Here is a 13,468-nt window from a genome sequence, read left to right on the forward strand (position 1 = left end):
TCAACGGTCGCCGGTATGAGTTTCCACTGGCAGCCCGACCCGCCATGAATGAAACTCGGCCCGTGGGAGCCACGGTCATGGCTTTTCTTTTTATAAGGCGGATGAAGCGGGATAAGAAGAGATGAAGGAGATTGGTTCCGCAATCAGGCTTGGGCGGTGATGCGGCGGATTTCGACTTTGCGTTGGCCGACGTTAATCAGTAGCCACAGGGGCTTGCCGGTTGCCCGCAAGTAATTTCGGCATTGCGGGACATGCACGCCGCTTAGCCCGCCGACCACTTTGAGTTCGACGATGACCTAATCCTCGACAAGCAGGTCGGCTGCATATTCACCAACAATCACGTCGTCGCAAAAGACCACCATTCCCCGCTGCTGCACGACGCTGAGTCTGGACTTTCGCATCTCATGCGCAAGGGCATTCTCGTAGACTCAACGAACCCATGACCGAGCGGATCGGCAACCCGAAAAGCACACCCAACGATCCGTTCGGTGACCGGCCCCCAAAACCGCAAATCTCCTTCATCCATCTGCATCCCGCTAATCCGCCTTAACAAACCTGCCTTGGCGTCCGTGCCGAGCCTGAAGGGGGCGCGAAGGTCTTACGCTGCTTGTATTAGCGAACCATAAATCCCTCCGAACGCGGACAGCCCATTATTCGTGTCTATTTAGTATCGTTTTGCGTTCGACCGCCCCGCTAACCCCGCGCGCGATACCGACGGCCCTGATTGCCGGAAGAGTCGGCAATCAGGGCCGTCGGTATTATTTGCTGCTTTTACCCCCTGATACATGCCGGGGTACGCGTTATACGTTTTCCAGTCGTACTGAAATTCTTCTCTGCGTCCTCAGTGCTCTCAGCGACCTCCGTGTTAAATGCGGAATAAGCACCCACACCGGCGCGCGCCAGCACAACGTACACGAAATCCCCTGTCGACGCCCACACGAAACCGAATCAACCCGGAAATCTCGCCCCAACCGGAACAACGCAATCGGGACGACGCGAAACCACCCGACCCGCATCATGCATCCGCTTCGACTTCACCTCCATCACCAACACCCGGACAAAGCCTCCACCACCCGATCCACATCGGCCATTGTGTTATAACCATGGAAACTGAACCGCACCCGTCCCTGCCCGTTCCACGCGTACACGCCACATTCGTGCAACGCATCGACAATCGCCGCCGCCCGCGGTGAGGCGACGCACACGCTGGCCCCATGCCGCGCCGGATCGTTCGGCGTCATGACCGGAACCTGAGAGGCCGCCAGCGCCTCGATCAACGCCACCGTCAACGTCTGCACATGACGCTGGACATCCCGCATGTCGTACCGTGACAGATACGACAACGCGCTGTTCAGCACATAGAGCGGGCAGTGCGCCGGATTGCCCCGGGTAAACCGCATCGCATCGGCTTTCAGCGCCGGAATCGTGTCATAACCACGCGACCCCGGGGCAAACGAATGCCACCCCGCCGACGCAGGACTCCAATCCGGCTGTCGGACCCGGTTCCAGTACGCCACCGCCACCCCGGTGATACCCAGCATCCATTTGTAGCAGGCCGAAAAAGCGAAATCGGCAACCGAGGCCTCAATCGGCAAATACCCGGACGCCTGGGTGAAATCGACGATCAGCAGCGCCCCGACCCGATCCGCCAACGCCCGCAGCGCCGCCAGGTCCACCCGCTCACCCGTCAGGTAGGAGACATAGCTGGCGGCAATGACCCGCGTGCTGCCATCGACGCAGGATGCCAGGCGATCCCGTTCGGTGCCTCGGGCCTGGCGCACCTGAATGACCGGATCGCGGCGCATGACAATGGGGCCGACGACGGACGGGTATTCGTTGGCGTCAATGGCGATGGAATCGCCGTCACGCCAGTCGATCGATTCGGCGACAATCGACACCCCCTCGGCGACGTTGCTGACGAACCCAATGTCGCCCTGGTTCACGCCCCACAGCCGAGCCATGCCGGCGCGCGCGTCCTCGATCTCCCGCTCCTGTTCGGTGCGCCCGGGCAGGCCGCTGCTTTTGTCCGCCAGGTAGCGCAGCACGGCTTCGTCATGCCTGCGCAGGGCCGCCGTTTCACCCCCGGCGCAGACATGGGCAATGCCGGGGGGCAGGCGGAAATCGGCTGGATCGAAGAGTGAGTTCATGGATGCCCCGCCGGTGACGGCCGCTTCCGCAATAACGCGGTTGCCGGCCGAGGATGCGCAAACTACCGCCAGGTGACCCCATGGCAAGGGTCGCGCCGGCGCCTTCGCAGGTCCTCAATCGTCGGCCGAAACAACCGACCCCGCGGTTGTGCCACCATCGATCACGATCGCCTGGCCAGTGGTGAAACTACCCGCCGCCGATGCCAGGAACACCGCAGCGCCGGCGATCTCATCCGGCTCGCCGATCCGTTGCAGCGGCGTATCCCGGGTCCGCTTGCGATACAGCACCGGATCTTCCCACAACGCCCGGGCAAAGTCCGTCCGCACCAAACCCGGCGCAATGGCGTTGGCCCGAATGTTTTTCGGCCCCCACTCCACCGCGATATTCCGCGCCAACTGAATGTCGGCCGCCTTGGACAGCCCATACGTCCCCAGTTGCGCCGATCCCCGCAGTCCGCCGATCGATGAAATAATGATCACCGCGCCACCCCCACGAGGGACCATGTGCGGGATCGCCATATTCGCCAGCCACCAGTTGCTGCGGACATTGGTGTTCATCACCCGGTCGAACGCATCGTCGGGCATGCCGGCGGCCGGCCCGAGATAGGGATTCACCCCGGCATTCTCCACCAGGATGTCGATCCCACCGCAGCGCGCCACGGTCTGGTCCACCAGCGCCTGAAGCTCCTCCTTGCGCCCGACATGGCACGGAATGACCTCCGCCTTGCCGCCCGCCCCGCGAATGCCCGCGGCCACCTTCTCACACGCGTCCGCCTTGCGGCTGGACACCACCACCGTCGCCCCGTGCTCCGCCATCCGCGTGGCGATAGCCAAACCGATCCCCTTGGTGGACCCGGTCACGATGGCGACTTTGCCGGTCAGATCGAACAGTGACGACATCCCGTTTTCCCCCTGCGCTTGCCGGATAGCTACCGGTGAGTATGCTGCCTGTCCAGGGAACGTCAATCAGGCGAGAACAATGCAGAACAGGCGCACCGGCGTTTACAGCCGCGAACAACTCACCCGGCTGCTCCATCCGGCCAGCATCGCGATCATCGGCGCCTCGACACGCGCCGGTTCGTTCGGCGAACGCACGCTTTTCAACATGAAGCACTATGCCGGCCGAGCGTACCCGGTGAACGCGCGCTATCAGACGATCGGCGAGCACACCTGCTACCCCTCCGTCGCCGCCCTGCCGGAGGTACCGGACTGCGCCGTGATCACCGCCCCGCGCGAGTCCGTGGAAGAAATCGTGCTGGACTGCGCCAAAGCCGGGATCGGCGGCGCCATCATCTTCGCCTCGGGCTATTCCGAGACCGGAAAGGAAGACCGCACCGCCCAACAGCAACGCCTGGCAGCAATCGCCAGGGAAACCGGCCTTCGCATCGTCGGCCCCAACTGCATCGGCGTGGTGAACGCCCAGCTGGACTGCCGATCCACGTTCATGGACATCACCCCAATCCCGAGACCGGAACGAAACGCCGTCGGCGTCATCAGCCAGTCGGGCGCGCTGGGGATGGCACTCGCGCAAGGCGTGGTGCGCGGCCTGTCGGTCAGCCACGTGCTGACATCGGGCAACTCCTGCGACGTGGACATGGCCGATTACGTCAACTACCTGGCGACCGACCCGTCCTGCGGGTCCATCGCCTGCGTGTTTGAAGGCATGGCGACTCCCGATCGCCTGCTGCTGGCGGCGGAAAACGCATGGAAGGCCGATAAGCCGCTGGTGATCTTCAAGATGGCCACAGGCGAACAAGGCGCCCAGGCCGCGATGTCCCACACCGGCTCGCTGGCCGGCTCGCACGCATCCTATCGCGCGATGTTCCGCCGCGCCGGCGCCATCGTGGTCGACGATTTCGAAGCGCTGATGGAAACAGCCGCATTCTTCGCCAAGGCCCCGCCGCCGAAAGCCCCCGGCGCGGCGGTCGTCGCGGCCTCCGGCGGCGCCGCGATCATGGCCGCCGATCGCGCCGAACAGCACAACGTGCCGATGCCGCAGCCCACCGAAGCAGTCCGAACCATCCTGGAATCCCGGATCCCGGAGTTCGGATCGTCGCGCAATCCCTGTGACGTCACCGCACAAATTCTCAGCGACCCCGAATCCCTCGGCATCTGCGCCGGCGCGCTGCTGAGCGACCCCCAGTACGGCGTCCTGGTGTCGCCGCTGACCTACGGCTACGCCCCATCGGCGAAACGGCCGCAGGTCTACAGCGCGTTGGCCGAGGAACACGGCAAAATGGCCTGCGTCGTCTGGCAGACCGAATGGCAGGACGGACCAGGCGTTGTCGAAGCGAACCAATGCGACCGCGTGGCCCTGTTCCGCTCGATGAACGCCTGCTTCTCAGCACTCGCGGCCTGGCAGTGGCGAGCGGACAAGCGCACCGCCGGCGCCCAGATCGTTTCGGCAACCGCGGCGGCAACGATCGCAAAGGCTCGAGGCTTGATCGCCGAGGCAAGCGGTCCGACCCTGACCGAACGCGAAGCCAAGACGGTGCTGGCCCTCTACGGCGTACCCGTTGTGGGCGAGCAACTGGTCCAGTCCGACGACGAAGCGGTGAACGCGGCCGCGGCTCTGGGATACCCCGTGGTGCTGAAAGTCGAATCCCCCGACCTGCCGCACAAGACCGAGGCCGGGGTCATCCGCCTGAACCTGCGCACCGCCGATGAAGTACGGGAAGGTTACGCCGCCGTGATGGCGAACGCCGGCAAGGTGACGCCGCCCCCAAGGATCAACGGCGTCCTGATCCAGCCCATGGTGCCGCAAGGAATCGAGCTGGTCGTCGGCGCTCGGAACGACCCGCTGTTCGGCCCGCTGATCGTCGTCGGCCTGGGCGGCATCCTGGTGGAGGTCCTGAACGACACCGCCCTGTCCCCCGCCCCGGTCACCCCGTTCGAAGCCGAGGCACTGCTGCGGCAATTGAAAGGCATCAAACTGCTGCAAGGCTTCCGCGGCATGCCGGCGGTGGACATCAAGCACCTCGCCGGCGTGATCAGCGACGTGTCGCGCTTCGCCGCCGATCACCGTGACTCAGTCGCCGAACTGGACGTAAACCCACTGATCTGTTCGGGCGACCGTATCACGGCGGTGGATGCGCTGATCGTCGTCGCGCGGTAGGCTTCAGAAAGCGTCCGACGGTTCGCGTTGCAGCGCCGCAACGACGGTGGCGACCGCCAGGATGCCCACCGAAAGCCACAGCCCGGCTCGCAGGCCATCGGGTCCATCGGACAGCGCACCGCTCAACACCGGACCAATGCACTGGCCCACACCGAACGCGACGGTCAGGGCGGCGATCGCGGCCGTCCAGGCATGCGGCTTGGCCGCACGGCGCGCGAACGATGTCACCGCGGCAACGACGGCGAGAACAGAGCCTCCAAAGAAAACGGCAGACAGATAAGCGCCTGCCGGTGCGGTCCATACGAGCGGCACCGCGGTCCCGATCGTGACGGCGCTGAGTGTGGCCGCCGTTCCCCAACCGCCTTTCAGCCGGCCGAGGATGTGTCCCCAACCGAACGCGGCAGCAACGGCAACCAATCCGAAGACCGCCCAGAAGCGCGTGATGCCCGCACTGGAGAATCCTTCCTCGCTGCGCAGATAGGCGATGATGAAGGTCGTATAGGCGATGTAGCCGGCACCGAAGAGACCATAGGCCAGCAGCTTGCAGGTCATGAACCGCGCCGACCAACCCCCGCGCGCCGTGCCGGCCGAGGCATAGGCGGTGTCGGGCGTGCGCCGCAGCACCAACGCACCGAATACGGTGGCCGCCAGCGCGAGGGCGCCCAGGACAAGCCAGCCGCCTCGCCACCCAATCGTCCCGAGCAAAGGGGGAACCGCCAGGGCAGACGCCGTGATGCCCATCCCGGCCCCTCCGAAATAGACCCCCAACAGCGTCGGCGCTCGGCTTCTGGACCCGCCCATCGCGGCCGCGGACGTCAACCCCGCTCCGGCCACAAAGGCCAGCGCGCCAGTGAGGCCCGCAGCAGCGCGCAACGCCAGAAGCACGCGGAAATCAGCGGTGAGACCCGATGCGCCAACGGTTAGCGCCGTCAGCAGCAGGCCGACCGCGAACACCGGCTTATCGCCCATTCGCTGCCCGAAGGGTGCCGCCAGCAGCGCCCCGGCCAGGTAACCGGCTGCGTTGGCGGTGTTCATCGCCCCCGCATCCGCGAAACTCCACCCGAGGTCCGCACGCATCGGAGGAAGCAGCAGCGCATAAGCGAAGCGCGATAAACCCAGCGCCACCGCCGGCCCCATCGCAAGGCCAACCACGACCCACAAGGGCGTTAATGCTGCATGGGGCTTTGCCGCCGTCCTGCGTTTCGCCGTCACATCGATCGTCGGACTGGTCATGGGGTTGTCCCGGATTGGAGGATCATGCCTAGACCTGCGCCCAGCCGCCATCCGCCTGGATGTCGGCCCCGTTGATAAAACTGGACGCATCGGAGGCCAGAAAGGCCACGATCTCGCCCATCTCCTCCGGCTGACCCACACGCCCCAACGGTACTGCACCGATCACATTCGCCTTGTATGCCTGGACAGCCTTCTCATCGGCCAAGGAAGCCTTGACGGCGGGCGTTTCGATCGGCCCCGGGCTGAGAACGTTGATGCGGATGCCGCGCTCCTTGAGTTCCGTAACCCAACTCCGGGCAAAGCTCCTTATGGCGGCTTTGGTCGCCGAATAGACCGTGCGCGTGCTCAGACCTTTCATGGCTGTCGTCGACGACATCAGAATGATCGATGCGCCCCGGGTCAGCAGCGGCAGTGCCTGTTGAACAGTAAAGATGGTGCCTTTGAAATTGACCGCGAGCTGGTAATCGAGCGCCTCTTCCGTGATGGACCCAAGCGTTTCCCTCGCCTGAACGCCGGCGTTCGCGACCAGGATGTCCAACTTGCCCTTCGCAACACGAACCGCCCCGTAAAGCCGGTCCAGGTCCGCCGGCTTGGACACGTCCGCCTGCACGGCCACGACATCGCCGCCGATCGCGGCAACTGCGTCATCCAACACCGTCTGGCGGCGGCCAGTGATAAAGACCGCCGCACCGTCAGCAGCGAGCCGCTTTGCCGCGGCCAATCCAATGCCTTCGCTGCCGCCCGTAACGACAGCCACCTTGCCCCGCAGAGACGTACCCATCGACTGCTTTCCATTATGTGATGATCATCACATAACCGCGCCGGGTAGACGAGGCAAGCGAATTATGTGATGATCATTAAAATTGATCGGGGTTGTTTGAAATGGCGCGACCTCGCGTTTTCGAAGAAGCAAACGTGCTGGACCGGGCGATGGACGTATTCTGGCGCCATGGCTACGAAGGCGCCTCCATGGCTGAACTGACGAAGGCGATGGGCCTGAACTCGCCCAGCATCTATGTGGCCTTTGGCAGCAAGCGCGGCCTGTTCGATGCGGTTCTCGATCGGTACCGCGAGCGCCGCGCCGTGCACAAGCAGTACGTCCTGGCCGGCGCTACCGCCCGCGAGGTCGCGGAACGATTTCTCTTCGGCGGAATCGAATGGCTCGTTGACCCCAGGGAGCCTCGCGGTTGTCTGCTCATCCAGGCCGGGATCTCGACCGGGGTGAACAACGAAGATGTTCCGCGTGCAATCATCAATCAGCGCAACCTGACCACCGAATTGGTGACGAACCGGCTTGCGCGCGCGCACGCGGAAGGAGACCTGCCCCCGTCCGCCGATCCCGCCGCCCTGGCAAAGTATCTGAAAATGGTATTCAACGGCTTGGCCGTACAAGCGGCGGAAGGAATGTCCAAGGCAGAACTGAGGGAATTAGCCGAACGCGCCTTGATGGGATGGCCTGCTGGTTGCCACGACAGCGGCAGCGCGGTTATCCAATCCGATCAAAGCCTAGAGCACGCTGTTGGCGTTCGAACCGGATCGGCACCGAAGCGCGACTGACTGTCCCCCTTCAATACTTCCGCATCAGCGCAACAATCCGCCCCTGCACCTTCACCCGGTCAGCGGGAAAAATCCGTGTCTCATGCCGAACGTTGCACGGCTCCAGCGCGATCGAAGCCCCACGCCGGCGCAAGCGCTTCAGCGTCACCTCGTTCTCATCGACCAGCGCCACCACGATCTGTCCATTCTCCGCCGAGTCACCCTTCAGGATGATCACCGTGTCGCCATCCAGGATGCCCGCCTCGACCATCGAGTCACCAGCGACCTCCAACCCGTAATGTTCCCCCGCGCCCAGCAACGCCAGCGGCACTTCGATCTGGTTGCTGGTGTCGCGCAGCGCCTCGATCGGCAGCCCGGCGGCGATGCGTCCATACATCGGTAGTTCGACCGCACCCGCATCGCCGGCAGACCGCACACCCGGCAGCCGCTGGGTGAAATCGCCCCGGATGACGTTGGGAGCAAAGCCATGCGCCACCTCGGCTTCCGGCGGGTCTTCCGGCAGGTCCCGCGCCAGCATGTTGTCGGGCAGCCGCAGGACATCCAGCGCCCGCGCCCGATGGTGCCGGCGCGCCAAGTAACCACGCTCCTCCAACGCCGAAATCAACCGGTGGATGCCGGATTTCGACTTCAGGCTCAGTGCGTCCTTCATCTCCTCGAAGCTCGGAGAAAAGCCAGTCTGCTTCAGGTGGCGATCGATATACACCAACAGTTCGTATTGCTTGCGAGTCAACATGGCAGACTTCCCCGAAAGATCGTCGGAACAAACCGGCAACCGTCATTGCGTTCTATGTTGGTTCCGTTCACGTCGTCAAGCGAAACTGTGGATAAATCTGGATATCCCAGGAATTCCGCGGATTTTCCTGCATACCGGGCGGTCACAACCCAAGCGAATCGAGTCGGATGATGCCGACCTCGGCTCCCTTCGGCAGCGCCGGCGCGTGCGGCGCGCGCAGCACCAGCGCATCGGCGTTGGCCAACCGGCGCAGCATCGCCGAATCCTGCACCGGAAATGGATCCACCACGATCCGGCCTGCGGAATCCGTGCTGACGATCGCCCGCAAATGATCGGCCCGATGATCATTCTGTTTCACGCCCGAACCAAGCACCGCGGTTGACACCGGCGGCGGCGCGGCCGGCAAGCCGGACATTCGGGCCAGCGCCGGCAGCAAAAACAGTGTCCCGCACACGATCGCCGACACCGGATTGCCCGGCAGCCCCAGCACCGGCGTCCCGCCAAGCTGGCCGAACAGCAGCGGCTTCCCCGGCCGCATGGCGATCTGCCAGAAATCCAGCGTCATGCCGCGCGCCTTCAACGACTCGATCACCAGGTCGTGGTCCCCCACCGACGCCCCGCCCGTGGTCACCAACATGTCCATGCCCACCACTGAGTCAGCCACAGCGCCGATCGCCGAACGATCGTCCGGGGCAACCGGCAGCACCACCGGCTCGCCACCCGCCGCGCGAACCAGCGCCGCCAGCGCGTGCGAATTGGAACTGACGATCCCACCCGTCGGGATAGGCTCTCCTGGCATGGCGATCTCGTCCCCAGTGGCCAGGATGGCGACCCGAGGCCGTCGATGCACCGCCAGCCACGGATGGTTCGCAGCCGCCGCCAGCCCCACGTCCCGAGCGGTAATCCGCCGCCCCGCCGCCACCACCAGATCCCCAACCGAGAAATCCTGTCCCGCTCGGCGGATATGCCGGCCGGCGACGACCGCCTCGTTCACCCGCACGACGTCGCCGTCACGCGTCGCGTCCTCCTGCAACAGGATGGCGTCGGCACCAGACGGCACAACACTGCCGGTGAACAGCCGAACCGCCTCACCCGCCCCCACACGACCATCGAACGGATGACCGGCCGGCGCCGCCCCCACCACACGCAGGCTGGCGTCCAGCCCCCCGTCCGCGGCCCTCAGCGCATATCCGTCCATCGCCGACACATCGGCCGGCGGCTGCGTCAACCGCGCCACCACATCTTGCGCGGTCACGCGGTTCCAGGCGTCGGCCAGGGCCACGATCTCGGCTGGAGTGGGACGCAGGGCGTCCAATATGCGCCCGCGGGCTTCGTCGACACTGATCATGCTGCGCTCCGGCTGGCTGGGTCGGACGCAATGTGAGCGATGCCGGCGCGCGCCTCAAGTCGTGCCACACCCCGCGCCACACCACGGACGCTTACGCCGCTCGGATACGCGTCATGAACCCATCGACATGCTCCCGCAACCGCCCCGCCTGGACGCCCAGCGACCCCGCCGCCGTCTTCACCGCTTCCGCCGATTGCGTGGTGGCCGCCGTGCCTTCACTGACCGCCGTCACGCTCTGCGAGGCATCCCGCGTGCGATCCGCCGCAAGCTGGGTGTTGCGCGCGATCTCCCGCATCGCCGCCCCCTGCTCCTCGACACTGGCCGAGATCGTCGTCGCCACCTTGTTCACCTCATCGATCGTCACCTGGATGCGCCGGATCGCACTGACCGCCTGCTGAGTCACCCCGCGCACCTGGTTGATCTGCGCGTCAATGTCCTGCGTCGCCTTCGCCGTCTGCGTGGCCAGCGACTTCACCTCGCTCGCCACCACCGCAAACCCTTTGCCGGCCTCACCCGCCCGCGCCGCCTCGATCGTGGCGTTCAGCGCCAGCAAATTGGTCTGCGCGGCGATGTTGCTGATCAGACTGACGACGTCGCCGATCCGCCCGGCACTCTCCGCCAGCCCGCGCACGGTTTCGTCGGTCTGCTGCGTTTCCTCCACCGCACGCAGGCTGATTTGCGCCGATTGCGCCACCTGGCGGCTGATTTCGGCGATCGACGCGCTCAGTTCCTCCGTCGCCGCGGCGATGCTGGAGACGTTGTTAGACGCCTCGGCCGAAGCCTGTTCGGCGCTCCGGACGTCGGCCGCACCACGTTCGGCGATATCCAGCATCGTCACCGCCGTCCGGTCCATCTGAGTGGAGGCCTGATCCAATTCCGCCAGCGCGGTGGACACGTGTTTCTCAAACTTGCCGATGTAGCCCTCGACGGTCACACGCCGCTGTTCCGCCGTCTCGCGCTGCGCCTGCTGGTCCGCCTCGATCCGGCCCTTGGCGACCGCCTGCTCGCGGAAGGTGTCCAGGGCGTGCGCCAGAGCGCCGATCTCATCATGCCGGCCGGCAAACAGCGACGCCGCCGAAAGATCGCCACGCGCCAGCCGTTCGGTCGTCTCCCGCAGCGCCAGCAACGGCCCGGTGACACGGCGGCTGACGACCCACAAGCCGAACGCCGATGCCGCGATGGCGGCAACCAGAGCCACCAGGCGCCAGATCAGGCCGGATGCAGCCCGGCCGCGCAACGCCGCCGCCCGGTCCGCCGCTTGCGCCAGCGCGGCATTCGCCACATCCAGCATCACCCCCAGCCTGGGAACGGTGTACGGCGACCAGGCATCGGCCGTCATCTCCGGCGTCTTCTTGTTCACCAGCGCATCCAGCAGCCGCCCCTGGGTGGCCACATAATCCGGCGAGAACAGCGTTCCCTTGGCCTCCGACAGCGTCGTCAGGAACGCCGGCGGCACGTCGATACCCGTCACCGCATCGTCGATCGCGGTCCACAGGATACGTGCCCCGCCCATGAACCCGGCGTGCTTCACCATCACATCCGGCGCCACGGACCCCTTTGCCAGGCCCATCGAGATCAGCAATGACCCCTCACCCGCGTCCTGGCGCGCCAGCCAGGCGAGCTGCTTGACCTCCATCATCTGGGTGATGAACGCATCGCTGGTCTTGATGCTGGCGAACAGATTGGTGGCGATCCGCTCTAGCGAGTCCTGCAGAGCCAGCCCCGCGGTGACATACTCGGTCCCCAGCGCCGGCCGCCGCTGCGCTTTCGGCTGATCGATATGAGCAGCGAACTCGGCCTGCAAGGCGACAAGATCATCGGTCGACTGGCGCAGGGCGGGCAGCAGGGTTTCCTTGCCGGCGAACGGCACCGACGCCAGCAACGCGGTGCCGGCGGCCAGGGCCGGCATCTCCTGATCGCGCAAATTCTTCAGATACGCCCGGTTCTTCTCGTCCGGCGAACCCTCGGCCTCCCAGAACCGCTGGGTCGTGCTGCGATCCGTCCGCTGCGCGATCATCGCCGTGAAGATCTGCCGGGACGCGGCGACAACCTGTTCCGCCCGCTGGTTCTCGGCCAGCAGCGACCAGGCGTTCCAGACCTGCGACCCCAGCAGCGCGATCACCGCGACCGCGAACACGGTCAGGATCGACTTCAAAAGCTGTGCGACGGAAAGACGTTCGACCATGACGCTGACACCCACGCGGAATTTTCCGCCCGGATCAAAACAGCGAAAGGTTAACAAAATGTGGACGACAGAGAATATATTTGCGTTCGCCTTCCGGGAACGCCGCCCTCAGGTCGTCGCCCGCTCGATGATCCTGAACGGCACCTGCATGCGGTCATCCTCACGCGGCCCCTCCCCGGCAAGGCGCCGCAACAGGAACGCCGCCGCCGACCGGCCGGTGCTGGCACCCTCCAGGTTGACGGTGGTGATCGGCGGCTCATTCATCGCGCTCAGCTCGAAATTGCCGAAACCGCACACCGCCAGATGCTCCGGCACCCGAACGCCCTGCACCCTCGCCTCGACCACCGCGCCGAACGCCATCAGGTCCGAACTGCAGAACAGCGCGCAACGCCGGTCGAGCGACGGCAGCAGCGCCCGCAAGCCCTCACGCCCGGCGGCAATGGTGCTGGGCGCCGGAATTTGCTGGTCGAGCACGACAGTGCCCCCGGCCTTGGTCACCGTCTCGACAAACCCACGCGCACGGGTCAGCGCTCGGGCGTCCCGAGCGGTCAGCACCGCAAAGCGGTCGTGACCCTTGCCCAGCAGGAACGCAGCAACCTCGGCACCGACCCGAGCATGGTCGAACCCGATCATCATGTCGATCGGCCGGCTGGACATGTCCCAGATTTCAACGACGGGAATGCGGGCTTCGATCAGCATCTGCCAGGCGGCGGGACTGTAGCCCGATCCGGTGATCAACAGCGCGTCCGGACGCCGCCCCAGCAGGCCGCGGAACAACGCCTCATCATCAGCATCCTCATAGCCGCAGATCGACAGCGTTACCTGGTAACCCGCATGCCGCATGGAATCCGAAAACGACTGCACGACGCTGGCGAACATCGGATGCGCGATCGTCGGCACGATGGCGGCGACCATACGCGACTTACGAGACGACAGCCCGCCGGCGATCAGGTTGGGCACATAGCCCAGCCGGTCGATCGCCTCCCGCACCCGGGCGGTGGTCTCCGGCGAGACCCGGTCGGGCGTGTTGATGACGCGAGAGACGGTCATCGGCGCGACACCGGCCGCCGCCGCGACATCGGTGATTTTCACCGGCGTATTCTTCCCGGACGCGGAACGGATAGATAGGTCGCGCACCGGTTCGGACACG

The 13,468-nt window shown here is 65.2% G+C and carries 10 protein-coding genes and 1 pseudogene; 2 read left to right on the top strand and 9 right to left on the bottom strand.

Features of this window, described 5'->3' with window-relative positions:
* Positions 1–143: 143 nt before the first annotated feature.
* From GSQ89_RS40085 to GSQ89_RS11220, 3 genes and pseudogenes are all read right to left on the bottom strand, one after another.
* Positions 144–416 (bottom strand): annotated as a pseudogene (locus tag GSQ89_RS40085) (GxxExxY protein); the annotation flags it as partial.
* Between the two features lie 627 nt (positions 417–1,043).
* A complete protein-coding gene (locus GSQ89_RS11215) occupies positions 1,044–2,147 on the bottom strand; it encodes an aminotransferase class V-fold PLP-dependent enzyme (protein ID WP_158925037.1) in 1,104 nt (367 codons plus the stop codon).
* Positions 2,148–2,261: 114 nt separating this feature from the next.
* Complete coding sequence (locus tag GSQ89_RS11220; RefSeq protein WP_158925039.1) at positions 2,262–3,047, bottom strand: SDR family NAD(P)-dependent oxidoreductase; 786 nt, start codon at positions 3,045–3,047, stop codon at positions 2,262–2,264.
* 79 nt (positions 3,048–3,126) lie between these two features.
* On the opposite strand from GSQ89_RS11220, the gene GSQ89_RS11225 reads away from it, so the two are divergent.
* Entirely contained in the window at positions 3,127–5,262 is a 2,136-nt protein-coding gene (locus GSQ89_RS11225) for an acetate--CoA ligase family protein (RefSeq protein ID WP_158925041.1), read from the top strand.
* 3 nt (positions 5,263–5,265) lie between these two features.
* Here the strand turns inward: GSQ89_RS11225 and GSQ89_RS11230 are convergent, their stop codons facing one another.
* The gene (locus tag GSQ89_RS11230; protein WP_158925043.1) at positions 5,266–6,495 is read right to left on the bottom strand and encodes a YbfB/YjiJ family MFS transporter; all 1,230 of its coding nucleotides are present in this window, start codon (positions 6,493–6,495) and stop codon (positions 5,266–5,268) included.
* 28 nt (positions 6,496–6,523) lie between these two features.
* On the bottom strand, positions 6,524–7,276 hold the full coding sequence (locus tag GSQ89_RS11235) for an SDR family NAD(P)-dependent oxidoreductase (protein WP_158925045.1): 753 nt from the start codon (positions 7,274–7,276) through the stop codon (positions 6,524–6,526).
* Positions 7,277–7,377: 101 nt separating this feature from the next.
* Here GSQ89_RS11235 and GSQ89_RS11240 point away from each other — a divergent pair, with 101 nt between their 5' ends.
* Positions 7,378–8,052, top strand: coding sequence for a TetR/AcrR family transcriptional regulator (locus GSQ89_RS11240; RefSeq protein ID WP_158925047.1), 675 nt, complete (start codon positions 7,378–7,380; stop codon positions 8,050–8,052).
* A gap of 10 nt (positions 8,053–8,062) precedes the next feature.
* On the opposite strand, the gene lexA is transcribed toward GSQ89_RS11240, so the two are convergent.
* From lexA to GSQ89_RS11260, 4 genes are all read right to left on the bottom strand, one after another.
* Positions 8,063–8,785, bottom strand: a complete 723-nt coding sequence (lexA, locus tag GSQ89_RS11245; protein ID WP_158925049.1) for a transcriptional repressor LexA — start codon at positions 8,783–8,785, stop codon at positions 8,063–8,065.
* Between the two features lie 142 nt (positions 8,786–8,927).
* Positions 8,928–10,133: a gephyrin-like molybdotransferase Glp gene (gene glp / locus GSQ89_RS11250; protein ID WP_158925051.1), complete on the bottom strand. Its 1,206-nt coding sequence runs from the start codon at positions 10,131–10,133 to the stop codon at positions 8,928–8,930.
* A 91-nt stretch (positions 10,134–10,224) separates the two neighbouring features.
* Entirely contained in the window at positions 10,225–12,333 is a 2,109-nt protein-coding gene (locus GSQ89_RS11255) for a methyl-accepting chemotaxis protein (RefSeq protein WP_158925053.1), read from the bottom strand.
* Positions 12,334–12,426: 93 nt separating this feature from the next.
* A complete protein-coding gene (locus GSQ89_RS11260; RefSeq protein ID WP_216856117.1) occupies positions 12,427–13,467 on the bottom strand; it encodes a LacI family DNA-binding transcriptional regulator in 1,041 nt (346 codons plus the stop codon).
* Position 13,468 lies beyond the last annotated feature (1 nt).

It is taken from the genome of Acidisphaera sp. S103 (assembly GCF_009765975.1).
Lineage (GTDB): Bacteria > Pseudomonadota > Alphaproteobacteria > Acetobacterales > Acetobacteraceae > Rhodopila.

Coding starts and splice junctions, on each gene's coding strand:
- lexA (WP_158925049.1), bottom strand. CDS start 8,785: ATGTTGACTCGCAAGCAATACGAACTGTTGGTGTATATCGATCGCCAC.
- glp (WP_158925051.1), bottom strand. CDS start 10,133: ATGATCAGTGTCGACGAAGCCCGCGGGCGCATATTGGACGCCCTGCGT.
- GSQ89_RS11230 (WP_158925043.1), bottom strand. CDS start 6,495: ATGACCAGTCCGACGATCGATGTGACGGCGAAACGCAGGACGGCGGCA.
- GSQ89_RS11215 (WP_158925037.1), bottom strand. CDS start 2,147: ATGAACTCACTCTTCGATCCAGCCGATTTCCGCCTGCCCCCCGGCATT.
- GSQ89_RS11235 (WP_158925045.1), bottom strand. CDS start 7,276: ATGGGTACGTCTCTGCGGGGCAAGGTGGCTGTCGTTACGGGCGGCAGC.
- GSQ89_RS11225 (WP_158925041.1), top strand. CDS start 3,127: ATGCAGAACAGGCGCACCGGCGTTTACAGCCGCGAACAACTCACCCGG.
- GSQ89_RS11240 (WP_158925047.1), top strand. CDS start 7,378: ATGGCGCGACCTCGCGTTTTCGAAGAAGCAAACGTGCTGGACCGGGCG.
- GSQ89_RS11220 (WP_158925039.1), bottom strand. CDS start 3,047: ATGTCGTCACTGTTCGATCTGACCGGCAAAGTCGCCATCGTGACCGGG.